Origin of the sequence: Micromonospora arida (assembly GCF_042873195.1) — a bacterium.
In the GTDB taxonomy this organism is placed as follows: Bacteria; Actinomycetota; Actinomycetes; order Mycobacteriales; family Micromonosporaceae; genus Micromonospora; species Micromonospora arida.
This window is the reverse complement of sequence record NZ_JBIALC010000001.1, coordinates 366,662-390,668: the sequence shown is the minus strand read 5'-3', so window position 1 is coordinate 390,668 and position 24,007 is coordinate 366,662. Positions and strand designations below refer to the sequence as shown.

Here is a 24,007-nt window from a genome sequence, read left to right as displayed (position 1 = left end):
TCTCGGCGCAACCGTGTCAGCACCGGATCGGTCGCGGCGGTCAGCGGTCAGGTTGATCCTGGTCCGTCGGCACTGTGGCTCGCCGGACGCACTCGCGAAGCAGAGCACGACGTCGGGAATGCACGTCGTCGGGTTCCTGACTGCTGGCCGCATAGACGTTGCTCACCGGCGACCAGGCCATGGACATCGCGATGACCAGGGCCATGATGTCGAACGGGTCACCACCGCGGATCCGTCCGGCGGCCTGGGCCTCGGCGATTGCCGTGAGCTTGCGATCGTCGTAGTGCTGGTGGGTCTCGACGAGGTGTCCGGCGGGCCGGCGTTCCAGCCGCGTCCACGTCGCGAGCCGGATGAGGTCGGGGCGGCGCAGGTACTCGTCGTAGAGGCGAACGGCCCAGTCCGCGAGATCGTCGGCGTCGATGGGCACGACGTTGGTGATGCGTTCGAGCGAGCTGAGGAAGATCGCGTCGAACAGTCGTTCCTTGTCCCCGAAGTAGGCGTAGAGCTGCGCCTTGTTGGTGCGGGCCGCCGTCACGATGCGTTCGACGCGGGCCCCGGCGATGCCGTGTTGGGCGAACTCCTCGGTGGCGGCGTCCAGGATGCGCTGGTAGGTCGCGGCACCTCGCGAGGTCAGGGGCTGCTCCGGCATGTTTCCACACTAGCAAAACAGAACAGTTGGTTTGCTTCGGCTCGCCGCTCGACCTAGGCTGCAACAGACCGAACAGTCTGTTTAAAGGAGTCGATCATGCGAAGGACCACTGGCTGGCGAGCGACCGGCCCGACGCAGCTGCGGCGTGCCCCGATCGAGCGCCGTGACCTCCGCCCAGACGACATCGCGGTGCGGGTCGACTACTGCGGGGTCTGCCACAGCGACCTGCACGCCCTGCGCGACTACGACCAGCACACCGACGCACCACTGGTGCCGGGTCACGAATTCACCGGCGTGGTGACCGCCGCCGGCCCCGACGTGACCAGCTTCTCGATCGGCGGAAGCGTCGCGGTGGGCAACATCGTCGATTCCTGCGGCGCCTGCGCCATGTGCGCAGCCGGACAGGAGAACTTCTGCCACTCCTTCCCGACCCTTACCTACGGCGGCACAGACCGGCAGGACGGGTCGACGACCCTGGGTGGCTTCTCCCGCGAATACGTCGTGCGGAACACCTTCGCCTACCCGCTCCCCGCCGGCCTCGACCCGGCCGCAGCCGCCCCGCTGCTGTGCGCCGGCGTCACCGTGTGGGAGCCCCTGCGCTCCCATCGCGTCGGCCCAGGCACTCGCGTCGCCGTGGCCGGGCTCGGCGGCCTGGGCCACCTCGCGGTCAAGATGGCCGTGGCACTCGGCGCTACCACGACCGTGATCAGCCGCACCCTGGACAAGCGGGACGACGCCCGCCGGCTCGGCGCACACGACCTCGTCGACTCCACCGATCCCCAGCAGATGGCTGCTGCCCGCGACACCTTCGACCTCGTCATCGACACCATCTCCGCACCGCACGACCTCGCCCCGTATCTGAATCTCGTGGCGATGGACGGCACCCTCAGCCTGCTCGGATACCTGGGTCCGGTGACAGTCGAAACCACCGACCTGCTTGTCGGCCGCAAGAAGCTCAGCTCCGCCGGGAGCGGAGGCCGCCGCTCGACAGCTGAGATGCTCCAGTTCTGCGCCGACAACGGCGTCACCGCCGACATCGAGGTACTCCCGTCGGCGCAGGTGGGCACGGCACTCGACCGCCTCCGGCGAAACGACGTCCGCTACCGCTTCGTGCTGGACATGTCCGACCTGGACTGACGGTGGTTGGCGAGGTCACGGCGCGGCGCTCAGGTGACGACGATCCGGGCGTCGTCGGGCAGCCGGCGGGTCGCGCCCCGCCGGTCCAGCAGCTCCAGCAGGGGCACCGCCACCCGGCGGGTGGTGTCCAACGCCTGCCGCGCCGCCGACAGGGTGAACGGCTGCGGCAACCCGGCCAACACCCGCACCGCGTCGTCGAGCGCGTCGGGCAGCAACACCACGTTGTCGGCCAGCCGCAGCAGGGCGCCGGCCCGCACCGCGGCGCCGATCTCTCGGGGGCCCAGACCGAGGTCGACGAGGCGGTCCGCTTCGGGGGCGCGGAACGGCCGGTCGCCGTACTCGGCGCGGACCCGTTGCACGGCCAGGGCCACCGGTTCGGGCAGCGCGTTGGCGCTCGCCGCCCCGACCCGGCCAGCGTGGATCCGCAGCGGCGGCCGGACCAGCACCTCGACCAGCACCCGGTCGGGCAGGGCGAGGCGCTGACGCAGCGCGTCCACCGGCATTCCGGGCTCCAACGGGTGTTCCCGCGCGTGCCGGGCGACCTCCTCGGTCAGCTGCTCACCGAGCCGCCGCCAGTGTGCGGGGTCGGCCAGCCAGTCACCGGCCACCGGCTCGGCGTGCACCGGCACACCCATCCGGATCAACGCGCCGGCCCGGATCAGCCGGCGACGGCGCAGCTCCCCCGCCAGGTCGGGTCGACCGTCCAACTCGGCGAGGACCTGGGCGCGGGCGGCGGCCGCACCCCGTCGACCCAGCGGTGGGGGTGCCACGTCCAGCACCCGCACCCCGCCGCTGACGTGGTGGCGGCCCGGGTCCCGCAGCAGCGCCCGATCACCCGCCAGCAACGGCAGCGGGCGGGCCAGCCGCAGCCGGACGGTGTCCGGGCCGAGCGGGCGCACCCGTACCGGCACCGCCGCCGACCCGACGTGCAGGGTGAGGGTGGCCGGCAGGTCGGCGGCCGGGTCGCCGGCGAGCCGGACGTCGACCAGGTCGGTGTGGTGAAACCGGCCCGGGGTGAGCAACGCGTCGCCCCGGCCGAGCCGGTCGCGGGGCGTCCCGCGCAGGTTGACCGCCACCCGGGCGACCGCCGCCGCCTCCGGTCGGGCCTCGCCCAGAGAGTGCAGGCCACGGACCCGGACCGGTTCGTCGGCGCCGGCCAGCTCCAGTTCGTCGCCCACGCGCAGCCGCCCGGCGCCGAGGGTGCCGGTGACGACGGTGCCGCTGCCCCGCACTGTGAAGCTGCGGTCCACCCACAGCCGGACCGGGTCGTCCAGCGCCGGCGCGGGCAGTTGGGCGGCGAGCCGGTCCAGGGCCGCCCGCAGCTGCGGCAGGCCGGCACCGGTCAGGCCACTGACCGCCACCGCAGGCACCACGCCGAGGCTGGTCTCGGCGATCTCGGCGCGGGCGCGGGCCGTCGCCGGCCCCGGATCGGCGAGGTCCGCGCGGGTCACCGCCAGCAGGCCGTACGCGACGCCGAGCGCGTCGAGCGCGGCCAGGTGCTCGGCGGACTGCGGCATCCAGCCCTCGTCGGCGGCCACCACGATCAGCGCCGCGGGGACCGGGCCGACCCCGGCGAGCATGTTCGGCACGAACCGCTCGTGCCCGGGTACGTCGACGAAGGCGACGGTGCCGCCGGACGGCAGGGTCGTCCAGGCGAAACCCAGGTCGATGGTCATCCCCCGGCGGCGTTCCTCGGCCCACCGGTCGGGTTCCATCCCGGTCAACGCCCGGACCAGTGTCGACTTGCCGTGGTCGACGTGCCCGGCGGTCGCGACGACGAACACGCTCAGTCCTCCCCGGGCACGCGCAGCACGGCCTCGCGGACGGCCTCGTCCGCGTCGGCGGGCACACAGCGCAGGTCGAGCAGGAGCCGGCCGCGCACCACCCGACCCAGGACCGGCGGGTCTCCGGTGCGCAGCGGCACCGCGTACCGCTCGGGCAGGCTCAACGCCCACGAGTCCAACTCCACCCCGGGGGCGCCGCCCCCGCCGACCACCGCGACGGCCGGCACCACCTCCGCCTTGCGGCCGTCCGCGCCGAGCCGGTCCCGCAGCCGCTCGACCCGTTCACGCAGGGCACCCGGGTCGGTGTGCAACGCCGCCCGGGTCGGAGTGTCCGGTTGGTGCAGGGTGGCGGCCAGCGCGGCCAGGGTGAGCTTGTCCACCCGCAGCGCCCGCGCCAGTGGGTGGCGACGCAACCGCTCGATCACCTCGACGTCACCCAGCAGCAGCCCCGCCTGCGGCCCACCGAGCAGCTTGTCGCCGCTGGCGGTGACCAGCGCGGCGCCCGCGCGCAGGGTACTGGCCGCGTCCGGTTCGTCGGGCAGCAGCGGGTCCGCGCCGAGCAGCCCGGAGCCGATGTCCGCGACCACCGGCACCCCGAGCGTGGCCAGTTGCCGTACCCCGACGGCGGAGGTGAAGCCGGTGACCCGGAAGTTCGACGGGTGCACCTTGAGCACGAAGCCGGTCTGCGGGCCGAGCGCAGCAGCGTAGTCCGCGAGGGTGGTGCGGTTCGTGGTGCCCACCTCGCGTAGCCGCGCACCGGTGCTCTCCAGCAGGTCGGGCAGGCGGAAACCGTCGCCGATCTCGACCAGCTCGCCCCGGCTGACCACGATCTCCCGGTCGGCGGCCATCGCGGTGGCGGCCAGCACCAGCGCGGCGGCGCCGTTGTTGACCACGTGCACGGCGCCCGCGTCGGGCACCGCGGCGGCCAGCGCGTCGAGCGCGCCCCGGCCGCGACGGGCCCGCCGGCCGGTGACCAGGTCCAACTCGACGTCGGTGTGCCCGGCGGCGGCCACCACCGCGGCGACCGCGGCGGACGACAACGGCGCCCGACCCAGGTTGGTGTGCAGCACGACACCGGTGGCGTTGAGGACCACCCGCGGGCCGGGCGTGGGCAACGCGGCGACCGCCGCGTCGCGTACCTCGTCGGGGTTGAGCTCGCCCCGGCGGGCGCGGCCCTGCGCATGGGAGACGATCGCCTTGACCTGCTCCCGGCCGAGGGTCAGGGCGGCGGTGGCCAGCACCGGGTCGGCGAGCAGCGTGTCCGTACGGGGCACCCGACGTCGCGGGTCCACCGGGCCGTCGCCCATCACGTCATCTCCTGCAAGCGGTGTGGCGGAGACGGACGGGAATCGAACCCGCCTGGCCCGGGTCCCGGACCACTCCGGTTTTGAAGACCGGGAGGGGCACCAGCCGCCTGAACGCCTCCACCGGACATTCGATCACACCCCGGGCGGCACCGCCCGATCAGATGGAAGATCCATGCCGGTTCGCCGCGCCTCGACCCGTTCGCGCTGCGGCACCACCGTGTAGCGGGGGTCGCGGGCCGAGGCGACGCCGCCGTAGAAGATGCCGAACCGGGTCAGCACCGACGCGGCCAGCAGCGCGGTCCCCGAGAGTGCCCCGACCACCCGGCTGCGCCGGCCCAGCAGAGCACCCGCCACCCCGCCGGCGGTCAGCAACCGCCCGGCGCGCAGCAACCGACCCGGCCGACCCAACCGGTAGGGCTCGCTGAGCAGGCCGAGGCGGGTCTCCACCCGATGCGCGCCGTACAGCTCCAGGGCCGCGCCGGCCACCGCCATCCGACGGGCCGGCCCCGCCTGGGCCGGCGGCGCGGCGAGCAGACCCACGCCGGCGCCGCTGGCCAGGGCGCTGCCCGCGAAGATCACCGGCAGCTCGGGGTACGCCTCGTGCCAGGACGGCACCGCCGTGTCGGCCAGCAACACCCCGGTGTACGTGGCCAGCGCCGGCGCGGTGCCGGCGGCAAGCAGCCCAGCGGCGTGCCCGATCGGCGGCAACGCCCGGCCGGCCAGCCCGAGCAGACCGTGCCGGGGCAGCACACCGGCCGCCTCGGCGATCGCGGCGACGCCCGCCGCCGGCCCGTACGCGGTAAGGATCCAGGTGCCCATCGACATCGGCGAGGTCGGCTTGGCCACCCGCAGCATGTGGTGGAACCGTGTCGGCCGGCCCAGGTCCTTCACCAGGAAGACGGCGCTGGCGCTGACGGCGGCCAACGCGGTGACCCGACCGGCGCGCCGCAACGCGGGCCGCCCGGTGAGCTGCCCACCGGCGGCCAGCAGCGACGAGCCGGCGGCCAGCCCTCCGGTGAACAGGTACGCGGCGATGTCCCACTTCCAGACCGGCGCCTTCAAAATGGGCCGACCGTAGTAGGACGTGAACTCCGCCTCCGGCACCCGAAGTTCCTCGCCGCCACCGCCGCGCCGCCTGCGCCGCCGCCCCTGCCGGCCCCCGGCTTCGGTGCTCCGCCGCGCCGTCAGGTCACCCCGGCGGCTGCTGGCTGCGGTGCCCCTGTCGGTCGGATGGTCGCCACCGCTCGTGGCCTCCTCGCCGCTCATGGCCGCTGCACCGCTCGTGGCGCTGGGGCGGTCGTCGCTCACCTGTGGTCGGTCGTCGCCCTCGGCGGCGAGCCGCTCCCGGAAGCGACGGAACCGGTCGCCCACGGGGCCCGGTGGGGTCATGAGGAACCTCCGACGAACGCGGCGACGGTCGCCGCCGCCATGGCGAGGGCCGCGAGGCCGGCGCGCTTCCACATCTTCGGCAGATCGCGGGTGGTCACGACCGGGTCGGGTGGCAGCCCGTACACCTCGGGTTCGTCCAGGAGCAGGAAGAACGCCCCGTCACCGCCCACGCCGTCGTTCGGGTCGTGCCCGTACAGGCGGGCCTCGGGGACCCCCCGGTCGTGCAACGTCGCCACCCGGGCGGCGGCGCGTTCACGCAGCTCGTCCAGGGGCCCGTACTGGATCGACTCGGTCGGGCACGCCTGCGCGCACGCCGGAGTCATCCCCGCGCCCAACCGGTCGTAGCACAGCGTGCACTTCCACGCCCGACCGTCGTCCTTGCGCTGGTCAATGACGCCGTACGGACACGCCGAGATGCAGTAACCGCAGCCGTTGCAGATGTCCTCCTGCACCACCACCGTGCCGAACTCGGTCCGGAACAACGAACCCGTCGGGCAGACGTCCAGGCACGCCGCATGCGTGCAGTGCTTGCAGACGTCCGACATCATCAACCACCGGAAATCCGTACGCTCCTCGACGCCCGTGCCCCGGCCCGGTGGCTGGGCCCCCGGCATCCCCAGGAACTGCGGACCCGCGCCACCCCGGCCCGCGGCGGTCGGGTCGGCCGCGATCGCGCCGAGCACGTCCGCCGGCCCGCCCCCGGCCATCCGGGCGGCGGCAGACGGCGTGCCGGTCGGCACACCCGGATCCGTGCCGGTGCGCTCGCTGGTGCCAGCCGCCGCGGCCGCCGACGCCGCGCTGGCCGATCCGTCGGTCGGCGTTCCCGCGAACGGCGGAGTGCGGTGACCGGCCGGCCGGGGTTGCTCGATGAACGCGACGTGCCGCCAGGAGTTCGCGGTCAACGCGCCGGTGTTGTCGTAGGACATACCCAGCAGGTCGAGGCCGTTCTCCGGGACGCCGTTCCACTCCTTGCAGGCCACCTCGCAGGCCTTGCACCCGATGCAGACGCTGGTGTCGGTGAAGAACCCCATCCGCGGCGGCGCGTTCTCGTAGCCCGCGTCAGGTGCCGGGTCCAGCGGGCCGTACAGGCTGTTCGGGTCAGGAAGCACGGTGCTCCTTTCCCTCGCTGTCGGTGGTGACCGCCGGGGCATTGTGGCCCGGGTTGATCCCGGCGCGCCGCTGGTAGTCGGCCACCAGGTCCAGCAGCGCCGGCCCGGTCGGTCGGCGGCCGGGCCGCACGTCGCAGGTGCCGACCTTGCTCTCCTGGATCAGCACGTTCGGGTCCAGGCTGATACCGAACAGGTCGTTGGCCGAGTCGCCGGTCACCAGACCCTCGAAACCGAAGTGGTACGGCAACCAGACCTGGTGGATCAACCGGTCCTCGACGCGCAACGGGGTGAGCCGGTCGGTCACCAACACCTTCGCCTCGATCACCGCACGACCACTGACCAGGTGCGCCCAGCCCAGGTGGGCGAGGCCGCGTTCGACGGCCAACTCCGGGGACACCTCCACGAACATCTCCGGCTGCAACTCGGCCAGCGGCGACACCGTCCTGCTCATCGCACCGGCGGTGTGGTGCTCGGTGAGCCGGCTGACCGTGAACACGTACGGGAACACCTGACTGTGTTGCTCCGGCGGGCTCGGGTTCACCGAGTTCACCGGGTGCGCGTACATCTTGCGGGTCGGGTTGGCCTGCTGTCCGTAGAGCGGGTTACGCACCGGCGACTCCACCGGCTCGTAGTGCGTGGGCATTGGTCCGTCCAGGACACCGCTGGGCGCGTACAGCCAGCCCTTCCCGTCGCCCTGCATGATGAACGGGTCATCGCCGGCGATGCCCTCCGTCCCGGACGCGCCGGGCGGCGGCCGGTACGACGGTGGCTTGGTCTTCTCGAAGTCCGGCACGTCGTGACCGGTCCACTCGCCCTTCTCGGCGTCCCACCAGACGTAGCGTTTGCGCTCACTCCACGGGTTGCCCTCCGGGTCCGCCGACGCACGGTTGTAGAGGATGCGCCGGTTCGCCGGCCACGCCCAACCCCACTCGGCGGCCACCCAGTCCTGTTCGTGTCGGGACTTGCGCCGGGCCGCCTGGTTGACGCCGTCGGCGTACACCCCGGTGTAGATCCAGCAGCCGATGGCGGTCGAGCCGTCCGCGCGGGCCTCCGCGAAGCTGGACAGCGGACGGCCGCTCGCCACGTCGTACCCGTTGATCTCGCGCAGCACCGACTCGGCGCTCGGCTCCGCGTGCGGACCGTGCGTGGGGTAGTCCCAGGTGAGGTCGAGCAGCGCACGGTCGCGCGGCAGCGGCGAGTCGGCCAGCTTCTCGCGCAGCCGTCGCCCCAGGTGGTAGAAGAACCACAGCTCGGAGCGGGCGTCACCCGGCGGCTCGACGGCCTTCTCCCGCCACTGCAACAACCGCTGTGTCTGGGTGAACGTGCCCTCCTTCTCCACGTGCGAGGCGGCGGGCAGGAAGAACACCTCCGTGCGGCACTCCTCCGGCACGATTTCCCCGGTGGCGACCTCGGGGCCGTTCTGCCAGAACGTCGCGCTCTCGATCATGAACAGGTCGCGGACCACGAGCCAGTCGAGGTTGGCCATGCCGAGCCGCTGCGCCCGGCCGTGCGCCGAACCGACCGCCGGGTTCTGCCCGAGCAGGAAGTAGCCCTTGATCTTGCCGTCGATCATGTTCAGCACCTGCTGGTAGGTGCCGTGGTCACCGGTCATCCGGGGCAGATAGCCGTAGCAGTAGTCGTTCTCCGGTGTCGCCGCTTCACCCCAGTACGCCTTCAACAGGCTGGCGGCGAACGATCCGGCGTTACCCCAGAAGCCCTTCTGGCCAGGGTGCCGGATGCTGTCCACCCACTCGTCGAAGGTCGGGTGGTCGGCGTGGTGCGGCATCGGCAGGTAACCCGGCAGCAGGTTGAACAGCGTCGGAATGTCCGTGGAGCCCTGGATGCTGGCATGACCGCGCAGCGCCATGACCCCACCACCCGGACGACCCATGTTGCCGAGCAGCAGCTGGATGATCGCGCCGGTGCGGATGTACTGCACACCCACACTGTGCTGCGTCCAGCCCACCGAGTAGATCAGCATCCCCGTGCGTTCCCGGCCGGAGTTCCGCGTCCACGCCTCAGCCAGCTCCAGGAACTTGTCCTGCGGGATGCCACAGACCCGCTCGACCATCTCCGGGGTGTAGCGGGAAAAGTGTCGCTTGAGGATCTGGTAGACGCAGCGCGGGTGCTGCAACGTCTCGTCCCGCGGGGTGTCCCCGTCGACCTGCGCGCCGTGCGACTCGTGCTCCAGCCCGGACGCGCTGTCGCGCTCCTTGGCCGTGTGCCCACTGCCGGAAGAGCCCTCGTTGCCCTCGTACTGCCAGCTGTCCTGCACGTAGGTGCCGGTCTCCGGGTCGAACCCGGAGAAGAACCCGTCGCCGTCCTCGGTGTCGCTGAACCTCTCGCTCACGATCGTCGCCGCATTGGTGTACGACAGCACGTACTCCCGGAAGTCCAACTCGTTGTCCAGGATGTAGCGCACCACCCCACCAAGCAGCGCGATGTCGGTGCCCGCCCGGATCGGCAGGTACGAGTCAGCCACCGCGCTGGTCCGCGTGAAACGCGGGTCGACGTGGAAGACCTTCGCCCCCCGACGCTTGGCCTCCATCACCCACTGGAAACCCACCGGGTGCGCCTCGGCCATGTTCGAACCCTGAATGACGATGACGTCAGCGTTGGCGATGTCCTGCTGGAAATCCGTCGCACCGCCACGACCGAAGCTGGCCCCCAGACCGGGGACGGTGGAGGAGTGTCAAATACGGGCCTGGTTCTCGATCTGAAGAGCCCCCATCGCGGTGAACAACTTCTTGATGAGGTAGTTCTCCTCATTGTCCAGCGTCGCCCCGCCCAGACTGGAGAAACCCAGCGTCCGGTTGAGCGGCCGGCCCTGCGTGTCGACGTCCTCCCAGGTCTGCTCACGAGCCGCGAGCATCCGGTCGGCGATCATGTCGAGCGCGGTGTCGAGCTCCAGATCCTCCCACTGCGTCGAGTACGGCCGGCGATAGCGGACCGTGGTCTGCCGCAGCGGGCTGGTGACCAGACTCTTGCTCGCCGAACCCTTCGGGCAGAGCCGGCCCCGCGAGATCGGGCTGTCCGGATCGCCCTCGATCTGACTGACCTGCCCGTCCTTCACGAACACCCGCTGACCACAACCAACAGCGCAGTACGGGCAGACCGAACGGGCCACGCTGTCGGCGTCCTCGGTGCGGGCGGTGAGCGCGCGGGACCCGTCGGACTTCGCCGCGGCACCCCGGCCCAGCGGGTCCGTGCCGGTGAGCTGGCGGTAGACCGGCCAACCCTCGATAAAGGTCCGTAGACCCAACCCCGACACCCCCTCCCGCGCGAGCGACCCTCTGAAGATAGGTCAACTGAGACAGGTTCGCGAACCGAGGAAGCAAGACAGCGCCGCCCCCGGCCGGTGGGCCGGGGGCGGCGCTGGTGTCGGTGTGCAGGTCGCCTCTCGGCGAGTGGCACGACGCGGCTCCAGCCGAACGGTATTCCGCGAAGGCGATATTAGGTGAGGCCCGGGGACACTGAGTCACACCGACACCCTCCACAACCAGCCCGCACCCGACGTTGTTCCCGCACCCCGCCGCCCCACCGCTGTCGCACCGCGCTTCGGCCCTGCGCCGCGAGATCTTGGACAGTTTCCGTTCTGCGCGGACGGAAAGTGTCCAAGATCTGCGGGTTGCGGAGCACGGAGATGCCGCTGGCCGGCACCCCGGGTAGGGGGTGCCGGCCAGCGGTCGGTGTCGTGCGGGTGGTGCTTAGGTGCGCTGGTTCTGCGATGGTGTGGTGCGGGTCAGCTGTTCCAGTACTGGCCGACGAGGTCGGTGGCCTGCTGCTCCCACTGGGCGTAGGCGTCCGGGTAGGCCGACACCTGCACGGTCTGGGCGGCGTCGGTCAGGGGCATGTCCTGCCACCCGTCGACCTGCTTGAGGCCCTTGAGGAACGCGGTGGTGGAGTAGGCGGGGTCGGTGATCTGCTCCGGGGTACCCCAACCCGAGCTCGGGCGCTGTTGGAACAGGCCCAGCGAGTCGTGGTCGTTCTTGTCGCCGAGGTGGCCGAGGTTCTCGAGCTTCGACTCCTGCAGGCTGGTCGCGATCGAGATGACCGCGGCGCGCTCCGGGAGGCCGGCCTTCTTGGTGGCGGCGATGATCGCCTTGACGTTGGCGCTCTGCTCGTCGTTGAGGGTGATGTGGGACTGCTCGCCCTGCGGCTTCGGCGCCGCGGACTGCACGGCCACCGCGACGGGCTTGGCGTCCACGGCCGGGGTGGCGGCGTGGGCGGCGATCGGGCCGGCGAAGACACCACCGGCGAACGCGAGACCAGCAACAGACAGCATGCTCTTACGGAAGATCGTGTTCATGAGGGGTAGCTCCTTCGGGGGTAGGACACCCGACCGCCAAAAGGGGGGACGGCGGCAGGGTGTGAGCACCTCGTCCGGCGCTGCACATGCAAGGGGGGGAAGTTTGGGGGGTGACGCCGTGTCGGGCGTCGGGTCGGCGACCTGGCGAGCCGGGGGCTCGTGGCGCCGGGTCCCTGTGTAACGACCCGGGGGGCCGGGGTCATTCCGGGGCTGGCCCATCCCGTCGGCACCCGCATCGAGGCGGTGCCTGCGGCCGTCCGCGGGGTTGTAACGACCGGGGGCCGGGGGTCATTCCGGGGGTGGCCCACCTGCCGGCACCCTCATCGTGGCGGTGCCTGCGGTCGTTCGTGGGGACTGTAACGACCGGGTGGAGGCTGGCATTCCAACCTGCGCGACCAGCCCTCAAGGGGTCCGGTGGCGGGTCGGTGGTACTGCGATCGTCAGGGTATGTAACGACCCCGGCCCGGCCACGATTCCGGCCCACGAGTGCGCCCGGTCACCACCCACAAACACCCACCAACGGACAAACCACCCACGCGGCCGGGCTCGTGCGACCCCAAACCACCCTGGCCGGGCGTGATCCACTCGGGTTTACGGAAGTCGGGGCATCCCAGACTCCCGGACACCGCGATATCAAGGAACCCGAGTCGATCACGAACGGGCCGAGCGCACCAGCTAGCGTAAACCGGACAAACTTCTAGGCGATGAGGGCCAGGCCGGCGCGCCTGGAGCAGCGTGCTGGGATCGACCTGAGCGACACCGGCTCTGGTGGGCGTTACCCTGACACCATGCAGGCCGTCTCCCCCACCGCGACCGGCGTGGCCTTTCTGGCCCGCCCGGGTCGCCCCGCCGTGGTGGCGCGGACGCTCGCCGAGCTTGCTGGCCCCACCCGAGGTGTGGTGGAGCTGCCGGTGCGGCTGATGTGGAACGCCGAGCGCACCTTCGACCTCGGCGACCCCGACCAGCTGCTCTGGATGTACGAGAACGTGCTTCGCGAGACCACTCGGGCCGACGATCTGCGCGCTCTGATCAACGGGCGGACGCTGCGTCGGGTGTGGCGACTGCTCAACCTGCCTCGGGGCGTACGCCAGGCGTGGGAGAGCCGGCACCGCGGCCTGCGCGCGGCGTGATCGAACCTCATCTGCACGAGTTCTACCGGGAAGTGGCCCGGGTGGCGTTGGCCGCCGCCGGGCCGTACCGGTTCGTTCTGGGTGGTGGGGTGGCGTGGGCGGCGCACGGGCTGGTGGCCCGCCCGACGGAGGACGTGGACCTCCTCGCGGACGTGGAGGGCGCTGCTGCGGCGGCGTCCGCCGGGGTGCGGGTGGCCCTGGAGCGGGCCGGGTTCATCGTCAGTGATGCCGACCCGGACAGTGAGCTGGCCGAGCTGTTCGACGGGTACGAGCAGGACATGAAGGACTTCGTGGTGAGCCGCGACGGACGGCAGATCCGGCTCAGCCTCGCCCGGTTGGACCGCCAGCAGAGCCCGGTGGTGATGGACCTGGGGCCGGTGATGGACGTTCGGGACCTGGTGGCGAACAAGATCGCGGCGTTGGTCAACCGGCGGGAGGTTCGCGACTTCATCGACGTGGCCGCGGCCCTCGACCACTACGACGTGACCGAACTGCTGGTGCTGGCACGGCAGGTCGACCCCGCGCTGGACCCGGACGACGTGCGCGCCGCCGGCCGCTACCTGGACCGGCTCTCCGACCAGCGTTTCGGCCGGTACGGCCTGGGCGCCGCCGACGTCGCCGAGATCCGGCAACGCTTCGCCGCCTGGCCACGCTGACCAGCGAGCCGCGCGAACAAGCCGCACCACCAACGGGCCGCGCGAACAAGCGACGCGAACAAGCCGCACCACCAACGGCCACGCCAACGAGCCGCACCACCAACGGGCCGCGCGAACAAGCGACGCGAGCGAGCCACAGCGCCGGGTGGGCATCCCGCGCGAACGCCCACCCGGCGGCGGGTCACTTGGTCGGTCGACCGCCCGTGACCCCCAGGATCTCGCCTGTAACGTAGCTGGACTCCTGCGAGGCGAAGAAGACGTACGCGGGCGCCAGCTCAGCCGGCTGCCCGGGACGCCCCTGCGGGGTGTCGGTGCCGAACTGCTTCACCTTCTCCTCCGGCATGGTGGCCGGAATCAGCGGCGTCCACACCGGCCCCGGTGCGACGGCGTTGACCCGGATGCCCTGCTCGGCCAGGTCGGCGGCGAGGGCCTTGGTGAAGTTGGCGATCCCCGCCTTCGTGGTCGCGTAGTCCAGCAGCTGCGGCGACGGGTCGAACGCCTGGATCGACGACGTGTTGATGATCGCCGACCCCTCGGCCAGGTGGGGAATGGCGGCCTTGCAGAGCCAGAACATCGCGTACAGGTTGGTCTTGAAGACCCGGTCGAACTGCTCGGTGCTGATGCCGAGGATCCCCTTGTCCTGCGACATCTGGTACGCCGCGTTGTTGACCAGGACGTCGAGGCCGCCCAGGTCGCGCACCGCCCGGTCGACCAGTTCCTGGCAGTGCGCCTCGTCGGTGATGTCACCGCGTACCGCGACGCCCCGCCGACCGGCGGCCTCGACCAGCCGGACGGTTTCCCGGGCGTCGGCGTCCTCCTCCTCACTGAGGTAGGAGATGAGCACGTCCGCGCCCTCCCGGGCGAAGGCGATCGCGACCGCCCGGCCGATCCCCGAGTCACCGCCGGTGATCAGCGCCCGCTTGCCGTCGAGCTTGCCGCTGCCCCGGTACGACTCCTCCCCGTGGTCCGGCTTCGGGGTCATCTCCCCGGTCGAGCCGGGCGCTGACTGCTGCTGCGCGGGCTGACCGGACTGCCCGCCGTACTGGCTGGTCGGGTCCTGCTGGGTGTGCTGGTCCTCGCTCACTGAAAATCTCCTCGCTGCGCGCGGGAAGCGGGGTCTCCCGCGAATACCGTCCTTGACCGCCCTACCCTGCGTCGGCCTGCGGAAACCGCTGCAACGATCGGGGCTGCCGTGGCGGTAGTGCCCGCTGCTGGTTATGGTGCGCAAGGCGCTCACGAGGCGCGTCCACCCCCATGGAAAGGCACGTCATGACCTCTCCCTCCGGCCCGTCGCGCCGCCAGGTGCTCGTCGCCGCGGCGGCCGCGGCGACCACCCCGCTGATCGCCGCCGCGCCCGCGCAGGCGGCCGGCGCGGCCCGGCCGCGCACCTGGGACCTCACCCTCCTGGGCACGTCGGACACGCACGGCAACGTCTACAACTGGGACTACTACCGCGACGCCGAGTACGACGACAGCAAGCAGAACGACATCGGCGTGGCGAAGCTGGCGACCCTCATCAACCAGATCCGTCGGGAGCGGCGCGGCAAGGCGACGCTGGTGCTCGACGCCGGCGACACGATCCAGGGCACGCCCCTCGCGACGTACTACGCCAAGCAGGAGCCGATCACCGCCACCGGGGAGAAGCACCCGATGGCACGGGCCATGAACGTCATCGACTACGACGCGGTGACCCTGGGCAACCACGAGTTCAACTACGGCCTGCCGTTGCTGGACCTGTGGATCCGCCAGCTCGGCTTCCCGGCGCTCGCCGCCAACGCCGTCAACGCGAAGACCGGCAAGCCGGCCTTCCTGCCGTACGTCATCAAGAAGGTCTCCCTCGGTTTCGCCGCGCCGACCCTGCGGGTCGGCATCCTGGGGTTGACCAATCCCGGTGTGGCCATCTGGGACAAGGGCAATGTCGAGGGCAAGCTGCGCTTCGACGACATGATCGCGACCGCCGCGAAGTGGGTGCCCATCATGCGGGCCCGCGGCGCGGACCTCGTGCTGATCTCGGCGCACGGCGGTGACAGCGGCACCTCCAGCTATGGCCCGGAGCTGCCGAACGAGAACCCGGTGGCGCTGATCGCCCAGCAGGTGCCGGGGATCGACGCGATCCTCTTCGGTCACGCGCACAACGAGGTGGTCGAACGGTTCGTCACCAACGAGCGCACCGGCACGCAGGTGCTGCTCTCCGAGCCGTCGAAGTGGGGCCAGCGGCTCACCCGGATGGACTTCACCCTCACCCGTGAGCGTGGCCGGTGGACGATCACCAAGAAGGCCGCCACGATGCTGAACACCAACACGGTGGTCGAGGACCCGAAGGTGCTCGCCGCCGTGCGGGCCCAGCACCAGAAGACCGTGGCGTACGTCAACCAGGTCGTCGCCACGTCCACTGTGGAGTTGTCGGCGGCGGAGTCGCGGTACAAGGACACGCCGATCCTGGACTTCATCAACCACGTGCAGACCGAGGTGGTCGGCGCGGCGCTGGCCGGCACGGCGTACGCGGACCTTCCGGTGCTGTCGATCGCGGCGCCGTTCAGCCGGACCGCCGTCTTCCCCGCCGGCGACGTGAAGATCCGCGACGTGGCCGGCCTGTACGTGTACGACAACACCCTCGAGGCGGTCGTACTCAGCGGGGCCGAGGTGCGCGCCTACCTGGAGTACTCGGCGAAGTACTTCCGTACGTTCGCACCGGGTGCCCCGGTCGACCCGGAGCAGATCAGTGACCCGGCGGTGCCGGACTACAACTACGACGTCTTCTCCGGCCTGGACTACGACATCGACATCTCCAAGCCGGTCGGGCAGCGGATCACCCGCCTGGTGCTGTCCGGCACCGACACTCCGGTGGCGGACAACGCCCAGTTCGTGGTGGCGGTGAACAACTACCGGCGCAGCGGCGGCGGCAATTTCCCCGGCATCGTGAAGACCCAGGTCTACAACGCGCAGCAGGAGATCCGTCAGCTGCTCATCGACTGGGCGCAGGCCAAGGGGACGATTGACCCGGCCGACTTCTTCCAGCCCAACTGGCGTCTGGTCCGCGAGGGCGTGCCGGTCTTCTGACCGCAGCGCATCACGAACGGGCCGTGGGTGGCGACATACCCGCGGCCCGTCGCGCGTTCTCAGCCCTGCACGTTCCAGCGGATCGGGTCCTCGGACTCCTCCGGCCGGTCGCGCCCGGGATCGGTCTCGGTCAGGGCCACCCGCTCGTCGGGACGGACGGCGGGCGGCAACTCCCCGAACCGCGCGTGGCGCAGAAACGCGTACTCGTCGTCGGTGAACGGCTGCTCGGTCATCAGCGCCTCCTGCTGCTGCTCCACGGTGATTGTCCGGCGGGTACGCCGGTCGACACCAGTAGCCGAGCACACACCCTGTAAGGCGTCCTAGGATCCTGGGTGAGCAGTGGTGGCCTGGCGCGACGGGTGGGACAACCGGTCGAGCACCGCGAGTGCGGCCCGGATGGGCCGGCGTCGCAGCATCTCGTCGAAGCTCGCCCGCCCCTGGCAGAACTGCACGAACATCCGCCAGCCCGGCGGGGTCGCCAACAGGGCATGGAACACCTCCGGGCGACGGGTGAACACGTCGAGCAGCCGGAAGCCCGCCCGCATCTCCGGCAGCAGACGCTCGGCCACCGCCCGCTCGTACCCGGCCAGGTCACCGCTCGCGACCGCAGCTCCGGCCAGCTCGCCGGAGCGCAACGCGAAGCTGATGCCCTCCCGGCTCCACGGCTCCAGCAAACCCGCCGCATCCCCCACGACCAGCACCCGGCCGTTGCGCAACGGTGAATCCTCCGCCCGACAACGGGTCAGGTGACCGGAGTCGTGCTCCGCCGGCAACCCGGTCAGACCCAACCGGTCGACGAACCGCCGCAAGTAGTCGCGGGTCCCCTCCCCCGCCCCCCGTGCGGCGATCACGCCGACGGTCAGCCGGTCACCCTTCGGAAAGACCCAGGCGTACGAACCCGGCATGGCACCCCAGTCCAGCAGCAGCCGGCCCCGCCACCGCTCCTGCTCGACGGGCGGCACCGGAACCTCCAACTCCAGACCCAGATCCACCTGCCGGTACCGAACTCCGACGTGCCGCCCGGTCACCCCCGACGAGCCGTCCGCCCCGATCACGGCACGAGCCGCGATCGTCGTACCGTCGGCCAGCCGCAGGCGTACCCCCTCGGGGTCCTGCTCGATCGCGCGGACCGCGACCCGCTCCCGCAGCTGCGCGCCGGCGGCGACCGCCGCCGCGCGCAGCCGGTCGTCGAACTCCTCGCGGCGCACCATCGTCACCACCGGACTGCCGTTGCGGCGGGTGAACTCCCGACGGCCGTCGCGGGTGAACGTCACCCGGTCCACCCGGTCGTGCGCGGGCACCTCGATCCGATCCTGAACGGCCGCCAGCGAGGTGCCGATCAGGCCACCGCCGCAGGTCTTGTACCGCGGGTGAACGGCTCGCTCGACGACAAGGGTGGAGACGCCCGCACGGGCAGCGGCGTGCGCCGCGGACAGCCCCGCGGGGCCAGCGCCGACAACGACGAGATCCCAAACGATCACGGAAGCAGCCTAGGGCACCTCCCCGGCCCGACCGCCGGACCCGCCCGCCGTCGCGACCGCCCGATCGGGTGTGCATCTTCGGGCAACGAGGGGGTAACCGGCGCACGGCAGCCGCCACCGCAGTGGCGGACGAGCAAAAGGAGGAACCATGCAGCAGGTGCAACTGTCGGAGGCCGAGCAACGGGTGTACCAGGCGGTCACCACCCTTGAGGCACGCGGGCAGGTGCCCTACCCGGACCTGATCGCCCAGGAATCCGGGCTCACCGAGGAGCAGGTGGGCAGCCCTCTGCACCTGCTCACCGAGAAGGGCCTACTGCACCGCGAGGACTCGCCGATGGCCGGCCTCGACTTCGGTCCCCGGTTCTGCGCCCGCCAGATGGCGTGACCCGCGGAACCAACCGGTACGGTTCGCCCCCCGAAGACCCGGGTAGCGGTCACCCATGGATGACCGAGGGTCGACGGGGGGCGCGATGAGCGCGGCGCAGACGCCGCAGCCGGTGACCGCCGCCGAGAACCGACGACGCTGGCAGGCCGTCGGCGTCGGACTCGTCGCCGCCTTCATGACGCTGCTCGACGTGAGCATCGTCAACGTCGCCGTGCCCTCCATCGACCGGGCGCTGCACGCGTCGTCGAGCGACCTGCAGTGGATTCTCTCCGGGTACGCGCTCACCTTCGGTTTGGCGCTGGTGCCCGCCGGCCGCTTCGGCGACGCCCGCGGTCGGCGCAACGCGTTCGTCTTCGGCATCGCGCTGTTCACCATCACCAGCGCGCTCGCCGGCCTCGCCACCTCCCCGACCTGGCTGGTCATCGCCCGACTGCTGCAGGGCGCCGCCGCCGGCGTCGTCAACCCGCAGGTCATCGGGCTGATCCAGGAACTGTTCCGTGGGCCCGAACGCGCCCGCCCGTTCGGGATCCTCGGCGCCACCATCGGCATCTCCACCGCCGTCGGGCCGTTGCTCGGCGGACTGCTCATCGCCATCGGCGGCGACGAACACGGCTGGCGTTGGGTCTTCTTCGTCAACGTGCCGGTCGGTGTCCTCGCGGTGATCCTCGGCTGGCGGCTGCTGCCCGGCCGCCCCAGCGGCCAACCCGGCTGGCATCGACTCGACCCCTTCGGCGTCCTGCTGCTCGGCGTCGGTGTGGTCCTCGTCCTGCTGCCACTGGTGCAGGAGCAGCAGTGGCGGACCCCATGGAAGTGGGCGCTCATCCCGGTGGGCCTGGCGGTGCTGGTCGCCTTCGGGCTCTGGGAACGACGGTACGCACGCCAGCACCAGCCCCTGTTCGACCTCCGACTGTTCAGCTTCCAGTCGTACACGCTGGGCTCGATCCTGGCGCTCGTCTACTTCGGAGGCTTCACCGCGATCTTCTTCATCTTCACCCTGTTCCTGCAGATGGGGCTCGGCTACAGCGCGCTCGTCGCCGGCCTGGCCATCACCCCCTTCGCCCTGGGCTCCGCGGCCGCCGCCGTGCTCGGTGGCCGCATCGTCAACCGCTTCGGCCGACCACTGGTCGCCATCGGACTACTCACCGTGGTGGTCGGACTGGCCGCCACGGTGATCGCACTGCGCCTCTTCCCGGACGCCCCGGCGCCCTGGGTCACCGCCGGCCCGCTGCTCGTCGCCGGCATCGGCAGCGGGCTGGTGATCGCCCCCAACCAGACGATCACCCTCTCCGAGGTGCCGGTCGATCAGGCGGGCAGCGGCGCTGGCATGCTCCAGACCGGCCAGCGGATCGGCGCCGCCGCCGGCATCGCCGCCGTCGGCTCGCTGTTCTTCTCCACGTTGGCCGACAGCCGCGGGGACTGGACCAACGCCTTCGAACAGTCCCTCATGCTCGCCACCGGCATCATCGCGCTCGCGCTGATCGCCGCGCTGATCGATATCAGGCGCACCCACAACCACAAGAACTGACCGGGGTACGCCGCTGGCCGGCTCCCCGGGTGTGGGTGCCGGTGCCGGTGCCGGTGCTGGTGCCGGTCCCTGTGGCGGTGCCGGTCCCGGTCCGCGGTCCTGGTCAGCAAGTCGGTTTCGTGGTGCGGTTTGTGCGGGGTCAGGGCACGGAAGTGCCGCTGGCCGGCACCCCGGGGTTGCGGGTGCCGGCCAGCGGTCGGTGTCGTGCTGGTGGTGCTGTGCTGTTGTTCTGTGGTGGTGCGGGTCAGCTGTTCCAGTGCTGGCCGACCAGGTCGGTGGCCTGCTGCTCCCACTGGGCGTAGGCGTCCGGGTAGGCCGACACCTGCACGGTCTGCGCGGCGTCGGTCAGGGGCATGTCCTGCCACCCGTCGACCTGCTTGAGGCCCTTGAGGAACGCGGTGGTGGAGTAGGCGGGGTCGGTGATCTGCTCCGGGGTGCCCCAACCCGAGCTCGGGCGCTGCTGGAACAGGCCCAGCGAGTCGTGGTCGTTCTTGTCGCCGAGGTGGCCGAGGTTCTCCAGCTTCGACTCCTGCAGGCTCGTCGCGATCGAGATGACCGCGGCCCGCTCCGGCAGACCGGCCTTCTTCGTGGCGGCGATGATCGCCTTCACGTTGGCGCTCTGCTCGTCGTTGAGGGTGATGTGGGACTGCTCGCCCTGCGGCTTCGGCGCCGCCGACTGCACGGCCACCGCGACCGGCTTGGCATCCACCGGGTTGGCGTGGGCGGCGATCGGGCCGGCGAACACACCACCGGCGAACGCGAGACCAGCAACAGACAGCATGCTCTTACGGAAGATCGTATTCATGAGGGGTAGCTCCTTCGGGGGTAGAACACCCGACCGCCAAAAGGGGGGGCGGCGGCAGGGTGTGAGCACCTCGTCCGGCGCTGCACAAACAAAGAGGAAAAGTTTGGGGGTGACGCTCGTGTCGGGCGTCGGCGACCTGGCGAGCCGGGGGGCTCGCGGCGCCGGTCCCTGTGTAACGACCGGGGGGCCGGGATCATTCCGGGGTGGCCCGCCTACCGGGCACCCTCATCGTGGCGGTGCCTGCGGTTGGTCGTCGGGACTGTAACGACCGGGCGGAGGTTGGCATTCCAACCTGCGCGACCAGCCCCCAAAGGTCGGGTGGCGGGTCGGTGGTACTGCGATCGTCAGGGTATGTAACGACCCCGGCCCGGCCATGATTCCGGCCCACGAGTGCGCCCGGTCACCACCCACAAACACCCACCAACGGACAAACCACCCACACGGCCGGGCTCGTGCGACCCCAAACCACCCTGGCCGGGCGTGATCCACTCGAGTTTACGGAAATCGGGGCATCCCGGACTTCCGGACACCGCGATATCAAGGCCCGAGTCGATCACGAACGGGCCGACCGCGCAAAGGCCCCAAGCCGGACACAGCCTGCCGGAAGTCGTAGCGGCGGTATGTCGACCTCGATATCCGCGGGCATGGCCGGACCGACGAATATCGGCGGGCATGGCCGGACGACGACGGTCCCCCGGAAGGCGCTGGCGCGCCCCGTCTCACTGAACAGGCTGGCGCCCGTCGGAGCGTTTCCGACGGGCGCCAGCCTCGGTACTGTCCGGGCGCAGCCCGGTGGTGTGGATTAGTGCGCCGCACCACCGAAGCGCTGGCGGCGACGCCAGGCCAGGGTCAGCAGCAACATCACCGCTCCGGCGCCGACCAGGCCGCCACCGAGCTTCATGGGTGTGCCGAGGCTGTCACCCGTGACGGGCAGCGGCTGCTTCTTGGGCAGCACCCGCAGCTCGGCGCTGGCGGTACGGCCGGACTCCCGGCCGGTGGCGGTGAAGGTCAGCAGACCCGTCACCGACGGCTTGTAGCTCTTGGTGAAGCGACCCTGGGCGTCGGTGAACGCCGTGAAGTTCAGGGGCGCGCTCGCCTGGTAGGCCACCGGAGCCATCGCCACAGTGCTGCCGTCGCTGCGGCGAGCCGGAGCCGCGCCGCCGGCCGGTGCGGCCAGCGGAGTGACCGTCACGGTGTGGTCGACGGTCTCGTTCGGGCCGAAGCCGGTACCGGTCAGCACGACCGTCTCGCCGAGGTAGATCGTCGGCCGGTTGACGGTCAGAGCCGGGGGTTGCGGCGCGTACGGCGGCGGTTGGGTCGGGTCAGTGGTCGCGCTGGGCGTCGGCTGCGGCTGTGCCGCCCCCGCTGCCGTCGGCACGGCCACCACGGCCAGGCCGACCGTGAGCGCCATGATGATGCGGGATAGCCGCATGATTGGTTCCCTCCTACTGATCACAGCTTGGTGCGGAATGAACTTGGGTGGTCCAAGGGCTGGCGGTGGGGGTCAGCCACAGCTCGGCCTGCCCGACGCCGGTCTTGGCCGTCAGCACGGTGACCTCCAGCGCCCTCTCGGCGCCGGGGCCGACGTCGACGCTGGCCGTCGCCACCTGACGGCGGCGTTCGGTGCCGCTGCCAAGCGCCGTCTCGGCCCCGTCCAGTCGGGCCTCCAGGACCGCTCCTCCAGCCGGGCTGAAGATCGACACCAACGTGCGGGCGGTGTACGGATCGCCAGCCATGCCGAGGCCGAGGATGGACTCGCTGAGTCCGGACTTCGGCGCCGTCGAGCGCAGAGTCACCCGCAGCCGTAGCTCACGGCGGCCGTCGGACCGGCATTCGCCGACCGTCAGGTTCGCCGCCGGCTTCAGGTAGTAGCCGAGCTTCGCGCCGCTGCCGTCGTTGAGGAACACGCCGACGGTCGGCACGGTGTCCTGTTCCGGAAGCGTCCCGGCCATCCGGCTCTCGCCGAATGTCCGCTGTTCCTCAGGTCGGGCACTCCAGAACAATATCCGGCGTTCGGTGATAGCACGGTCAAATGCGGACAACAACACCCGTGGGTTGACATTCTTCTTAAAAAAGGTGTCGAACACCGAGGCGGCAGACGCCGCGAAGAAGTCGTCCTGCTGTTTGATGTCGAGGCGCTGGTAGCTGTCGTTGAGCAGGGTCTGCACTACCTTCTCGCTGGCGAGCGGGACACCCCCGGGCACCAGCACCGGACCGGTCGCCTTGAGCAGATAGGACAGCACCACCGGATCAACGGCGAGTACGCCGTCGACAGTGGTGCCGGTCTTTCGCCGGAACATCTCGCGGTACAGCGTCGCGGCGGTCGGGAAGTGCGGGGACAGGTTGACGTCGGCGGGATAGATGCCGGGCAGGTCCGTCCAGAGGGCCCGGGTCTCGGCGGGCACCTTCACCGCCGGGGTGAACCGGCCGAGCGAGGCACTGCTGCCCTGCTTGCCCATCTTCACCTTGCCGTTCTCCGCCTCGATCATCGCGTACGCGCCGAACATGCCGCCGGTGGCGCGCAACTCGGCGAGGTTCTGCGAGACGAGCAGGTAGCGGCGTGGGCCGTTCGCGCCGAGCAGCGGCGGGAGGAGGCGGGCTCCCTGGTCGGCAGCCCTGGTGAGGCTGGCCAGCCGGTCGATCTCGTCGCGCAGGTCGCTCAGCGCCTGCCGGATCTGGCTGACCAGAGTGTCGGCTGGCACCGCCGCCAGGTTCTGGCGGGTACGTTGCACCGACTCGTGGGCCTCGGTCAGCTGGGTGGAGACGGCGGCGAGTCGGGCGAGGTCCACCCGGCCCCCGGTCGGCACCAGGCTGGTCAGGTCCGCCCGAAGCAGGGTCGGGAACGCGTGTCGAGCCAGTTCGTCGATGGCGGCGGCGATCTGCGCGACGGCGTCGAGGTCGTCGCCTGCCATCGGCGTACGTCGTCCGAGCTGCCAACTCGGGTCGGCCGTTGCCGCGCGGGCCGCGCCGGCCTGCTCCTGAAGGGCGGCGAGCGTCCGCAGGGCGCGGTCGGTGTCCCCACCGACGGTTTGGGCGCTCAACTCTCGGGCCAGGCCAGCGGCGTTGAGCAGGTGGGTGCGCGCCTGCCAGCCACGGAAGCCGATCCACCCGGCGGTCGCCAGCAGCAGCGAGCCGACCACCAGGGCACCAAGGAGGGCCCGTCGCAGTCGGGCCCGCCGACGACGCCGGGACCGGCTCCGCCGCCGGATCGGTCGTTCGCTCACCGTCACACCACACTCCCAATCGCGGAACCGGACAGAAGGTCGATTCCCTGACGTTCT

The 24,007-nt window shown here is 71.1% G+C and carries 19 protein-coding genes and 1 tRNA gene; 6 read left to right on the top strand and 14 right to left on the bottom strand.

Annotation, left to right across the window (positions count from 1 at the left end):
* Nucleotides 1–40 precede the first annotated feature (40 nt).
* Complete coding sequence (locus ACFYP0_RS01915) at nt 41–649, bottom strand: TetR/AcrR family transcriptional regulator (protein ID WP_124855472.1); 609 nt, start codon at nt 647–649, stop codon at nt 41–43.
* 96 nt (nt 650–745) lie between these two features.
* Here ACFYP0_RS01915 and ACFYP0_RS01910 point away from each other — a divergent pair, with 96 nt between their 5' ends.
* Nucleotides 746–1,786, top strand: coding sequence for an NAD(P)-dependent alcohol dehydrogenase (locus ACFYP0_RS01910; RefSeq protein WP_124855470.1), 1,041 nt, complete (start codon nt 746–748; stop codon nt 1,784–1,786).
* A 29-nt stretch (nt 1,787–1,815) separates the two neighbouring features.
* Here the strand turns inward: ACFYP0_RS01910 and selB are convergent, their stop codons facing one another.
* The 7 genes from selB to ACFYP0_RS01875 all read right to left on the bottom strand — a co-directional run bounded on the left by selB (nt 1,816) and on the right by ACFYP0_RS01875 (nt 11,684).
* The gene (gene selB / locus ACFYP0_RS01905) at nt 1,816–3,570 is read right to left on the bottom strand and encodes a selenocysteine-specific translation elongation factor (RefSeq protein ID WP_356977857.1); all 1,755 of its coding nucleotides are present in this window, start codon (nt 3,568–3,570) and stop codon (nt 1,816–1,818) included.
* A 2-nt stretch (nt 3,571–3,572) separates the two neighbouring features.
* Nucleotides 3,573–4,877, bottom strand: coding sequence for an L-seryl-tRNA(Sec) selenium transferase (selA, locus tag ACFYP0_RS01900; protein WP_356977859.1), 1,305 nt, complete (start codon nt 4,875–4,877; stop codon nt 3,573–3,575).
* 23 nt (nt 4,878–4,900) lie between these two features.
* Nucleotides 4,901–4,996: transfer RNA gene (locus tag ACFYP0_RS01895), tRNA-Sec, on the bottom strand.
* 13 nt (nt 4,997–5,009) lie between these two features.
* Nucleotides 5,010–6,266: an NrfD/PsrC family molybdoenzyme membrane anchor subunit gene (gene nrfD, locus ACFYP0_RS01890; protein ID WP_356977861.1), complete on the bottom strand. Its 1,257-nt coding sequence runs from the start codon at nt 6,264–6,266 to the stop codon at nt 5,010–5,012.
* A complete protein-coding gene (locus ACFYP0_RS01885; protein ID WP_355493456.1) occupies nt 6,263–7,417 on the bottom strand; it encodes a 4Fe-4S dicluster domain-containing protein in 1,155 nt (384 codons plus the stop codon). Before ACFYP0_RS01885 ends, nrfD begins: the two co-directional genes overlap by 4 nt.
* Nucleotides 7,365–10,637: a formate dehydrogenase gene (fdh, locus tag ACFYP0_RS01880; RefSeq protein ID WP_355493455.1), complete on the bottom strand. Its 3,273-nt coding sequence runs from the start codon at nt 10,635–10,637 to the stop codon at nt 7,365–7,367. The genes ACFYP0_RS01885 and fdh overlap by 53 nt, the downstream gene beginning before the upstream one ends.
* A gap of 480 nt (nt 10,638–11,117) precedes the next feature.
* Nucleotides 11,118–11,684 carry a hypothetical protein gene (locus ACFYP0_RS01875; RefSeq protein ID WP_124860275.1) on the bottom strand — a complete coding sequence of 189 codons (567 nt, stop codon included), beginning with the start codon at nt 11,682–11,684 and terminating at the stop codon, nt 11,118–11,120.
* A 788-nt stretch (nt 11,685–12,472) separates the two neighbouring features.
* Here ACFYP0_RS01875 and ACFYP0_RS01870 point away from each other — a divergent pair.
* Together ACFYP0_RS01870 and ACFYP0_RS01865 are read left to right on the top strand one after the other, a co-directional pair.
* The gene (locus tag ACFYP0_RS01870) at nt 12,473–12,814 is read left to right on the top strand and encodes a hypothetical protein (protein ID WP_091400038.1); all 342 of its coding nucleotides are present in this window, start codon (nt 12,473–12,475) and stop codon (nt 12,812–12,814) included.
* Nucleotides 12,811–13,470 carry a nucleotidyl transferase AbiEii/AbiGii toxin family protein gene (locus tag ACFYP0_RS01865; RefSeq protein ID WP_386993975.1) on the top strand — a complete coding sequence of 220 codons (660 nt, stop codon included), beginning with the start codon at nt 12,811–12,813 and terminating at the stop codon, nt 13,468–13,470. Before ACFYP0_RS01870 ends, ACFYP0_RS01865 begins: the two co-directional genes overlap by 4 nt.
* A gap of 181 nt (nt 13,471–13,651) precedes the next feature.
* Here ACFYP0_RS01865 and ACFYP0_RS01860 read toward each other — a convergent pair whose 3' ends face one another.
* Nucleotides 13,652–14,554 carry an SDR family oxidoreductase gene (locus ACFYP0_RS01860; RefSeq protein WP_355496186.1) on the bottom strand — a complete coding sequence of 301 codons (903 nt, stop codon included), beginning with the start codon at nt 14,552–14,554 and terminating at the stop codon, nt 13,652–13,654.
* Between the two features lie 185 nt (nt 14,555–14,739).
* On the opposite strand from ACFYP0_RS01860, the gene ACFYP0_RS01855 reads away from it, so the two are divergent.
* The gene (locus tag ACFYP0_RS01855) at nt 14,740–16,530 is read left to right on the top strand and encodes a bifunctional metallophosphatase/5'-nucleotidase (protein ID WP_124854378.1); all 1,791 of its coding nucleotides are present in this window, start codon (nt 14,740–14,742) and stop codon (nt 16,528–16,530) included.
* A 59-nt stretch (nt 16,531–16,589) separates the two neighbouring features.
* Here the strand turns inward: ACFYP0_RS01855 and ACFYP0_RS01850 are convergent, their stop codons facing one another.
* Entirely contained in the window at nt 16,590–16,787 is a 198-nt protein-coding gene (locus ACFYP0_RS01850; protein ID WP_124854379.1) for a hypothetical protein, read from the bottom strand.
* Between the two features lie 63 nt (nt 16,788–16,850).
* Nucleotides 16,851–18,011 carry a geranylgeranyl reductase family protein gene (locus ACFYP0_RS01845; protein WP_355496190.1) on the bottom strand — a complete coding sequence of 387 codons (1,161 nt, stop codon included), beginning with the start codon at nt 18,009–18,011 and terminating at the stop codon, nt 16,851–16,853.
* Nucleotides 18,012–18,159: 148 nt separating this feature from the next.
* Between ACFYP0_RS01845 and ACFYP0_RS01840 the strand changes: the two genes are divergently transcribed.
* Nucleotides 18,160–18,396, top strand: coding sequence for a hypothetical protein (locus tag ACFYP0_RS01840; RefSeq protein ID WP_355496193.1), 237 nt, complete (start codon nt 18,160–18,162; stop codon nt 18,394–18,396).
* An 85-nt stretch (nt 18,397–18,481) separates the two neighbouring features.
* A complete protein-coding gene (locus ACFYP0_RS01835) occupies nt 18,482–19,921 on the top strand; it encodes an MFS transporter (RefSeq protein ID WP_355496196.1) in 1,440 nt (479 codons plus the stop codon).
* A gap of 244 nt (nt 19,922–20,165) precedes the next feature.
* Here ACFYP0_RS01835 and ACFYP0_RS01830 read toward each other — a convergent pair whose 3' ends face one another.
* From ACFYP0_RS01830 to ACFYP0_RS01820, 3 genes are all read right to left on the bottom strand, one after another.
* Nucleotides 20,166–20,726 carry a hypothetical protein gene (locus tag ACFYP0_RS01830; protein WP_355496199.1) on the bottom strand — a complete coding sequence of 187 codons (561 nt, stop codon included), beginning with the start codon at nt 20,724–20,726 and terminating at the stop codon, nt 20,166–20,168.
* Nucleotides 20,727–21,528: 802 nt separating this feature from the next.
* Entirely contained in the window at nt 21,529–22,158 is a 630-nt protein-coding gene (locus tag ACFYP0_RS01825) for a hypothetical protein (protein WP_386993971.1), read from the bottom strand.
* Between the two features lie 13 nt (nt 22,159–22,171).
* Nucleotides 22,172–23,950, bottom strand: coding sequence for a DUF4012 domain-containing protein (locus ACFYP0_RS01820; protein WP_386993969.1), 1,779 nt, complete (start codon nt 23,948–23,950; stop codon nt 22,172–22,174).
* Nucleotides 23,951–24,007 lie beyond the last annotated feature (57 nt).

What these genes read in the sequence shown, in the direction of transcription:
- ACFYP0_RS01915 (WP_124855472.1), bottom strand. Translation starts at nt 649, where the DNA reads ATGCCGGAGCAGCCCCTGACCTCGCGAGGTGCCGCGACCTACCAGCGC.
- ACFYP0_RS01910 (WP_124855470.1), top strand. Translation starts at nt 746, where the DNA reads ATGCGAAGGACCACTGGCTGGCGAGCGACCGGCCCGACGCAGCTGCGG.
- selA (WP_356977859.1), bottom strand. Translation starts at nt 4,877, where the DNA reads ATGGGCGACGGCCCGGTGGACCCGCGACGTCGGGTGCCCCGTACGGAC.
- nrfD (WP_356977861.1), bottom strand. Translation starts at nt 6,266, where the DNA reads ATGACCCCACCGGGCCCCGTGGGCGACCGGTTCCGTCGCTTCCGGGAG.
- ACFYP0_RS01885 (WP_355493456.1), bottom strand. Translation starts at nt 7,417, where the DNA reads ATGCCCCGGCGGTCACCACCGACAGCGAGGGAAAGGAGCACCGTGCTT.
- ACFYP0_RS01875 (WP_124860275.1), bottom strand. Translation starts at nt 11,684, where the DNA reads ATGAACACGATCTTCCGTAAGAGCATGCTGTCTGTTGCTGGTCTCGCG.
- ACFYP0_RS01870 (WP_091400038.1), top strand. Translation starts at nt 12,473, where the DNA reads ATGCAGGCCGTCTCCCCCACCGCGACCGGCGTGGCCTTTCTGGCCCGC.
- ACFYP0_RS01855 (WP_124854378.1), top strand. Translation starts at nt 14,740, where the DNA reads ATGACCTCTCCCTCCGGCCCGTCGCGCCGCCAGGTGCTCGTCGCCGCG.
- ACFYP0_RS01840 (WP_355496193.1), top strand. Translation starts at nt 18,160, where the DNA reads ATGCAGCAGGTGCAACTGTCGGAGGCCGAGCAACGGGTGTACCAGGCG.
- ACFYP0_RS01835 (WP_355496196.1), top strand. Translation starts at nt 18,482, where the DNA reads ATGAGCGCGGCGCAGACGCCGCAGCCGGTGACCGCCGCCGAGAACCGA.
- ACFYP0_RS01830 (WP_355496199.1), bottom strand. Translation starts at nt 20,726, where the DNA reads ATGAATACGATCTTCCGTAAGAGCATGCTGTCTGTTGCTGGTCTCGCG.
- ACFYP0_RS01825 (WP_386993971.1), bottom strand. Translation starts at nt 22,158, where the DNA reads ATGCGGCTATCCCGCATCATCATGGCGCTCACGGTCGGCCTGGCCGTG.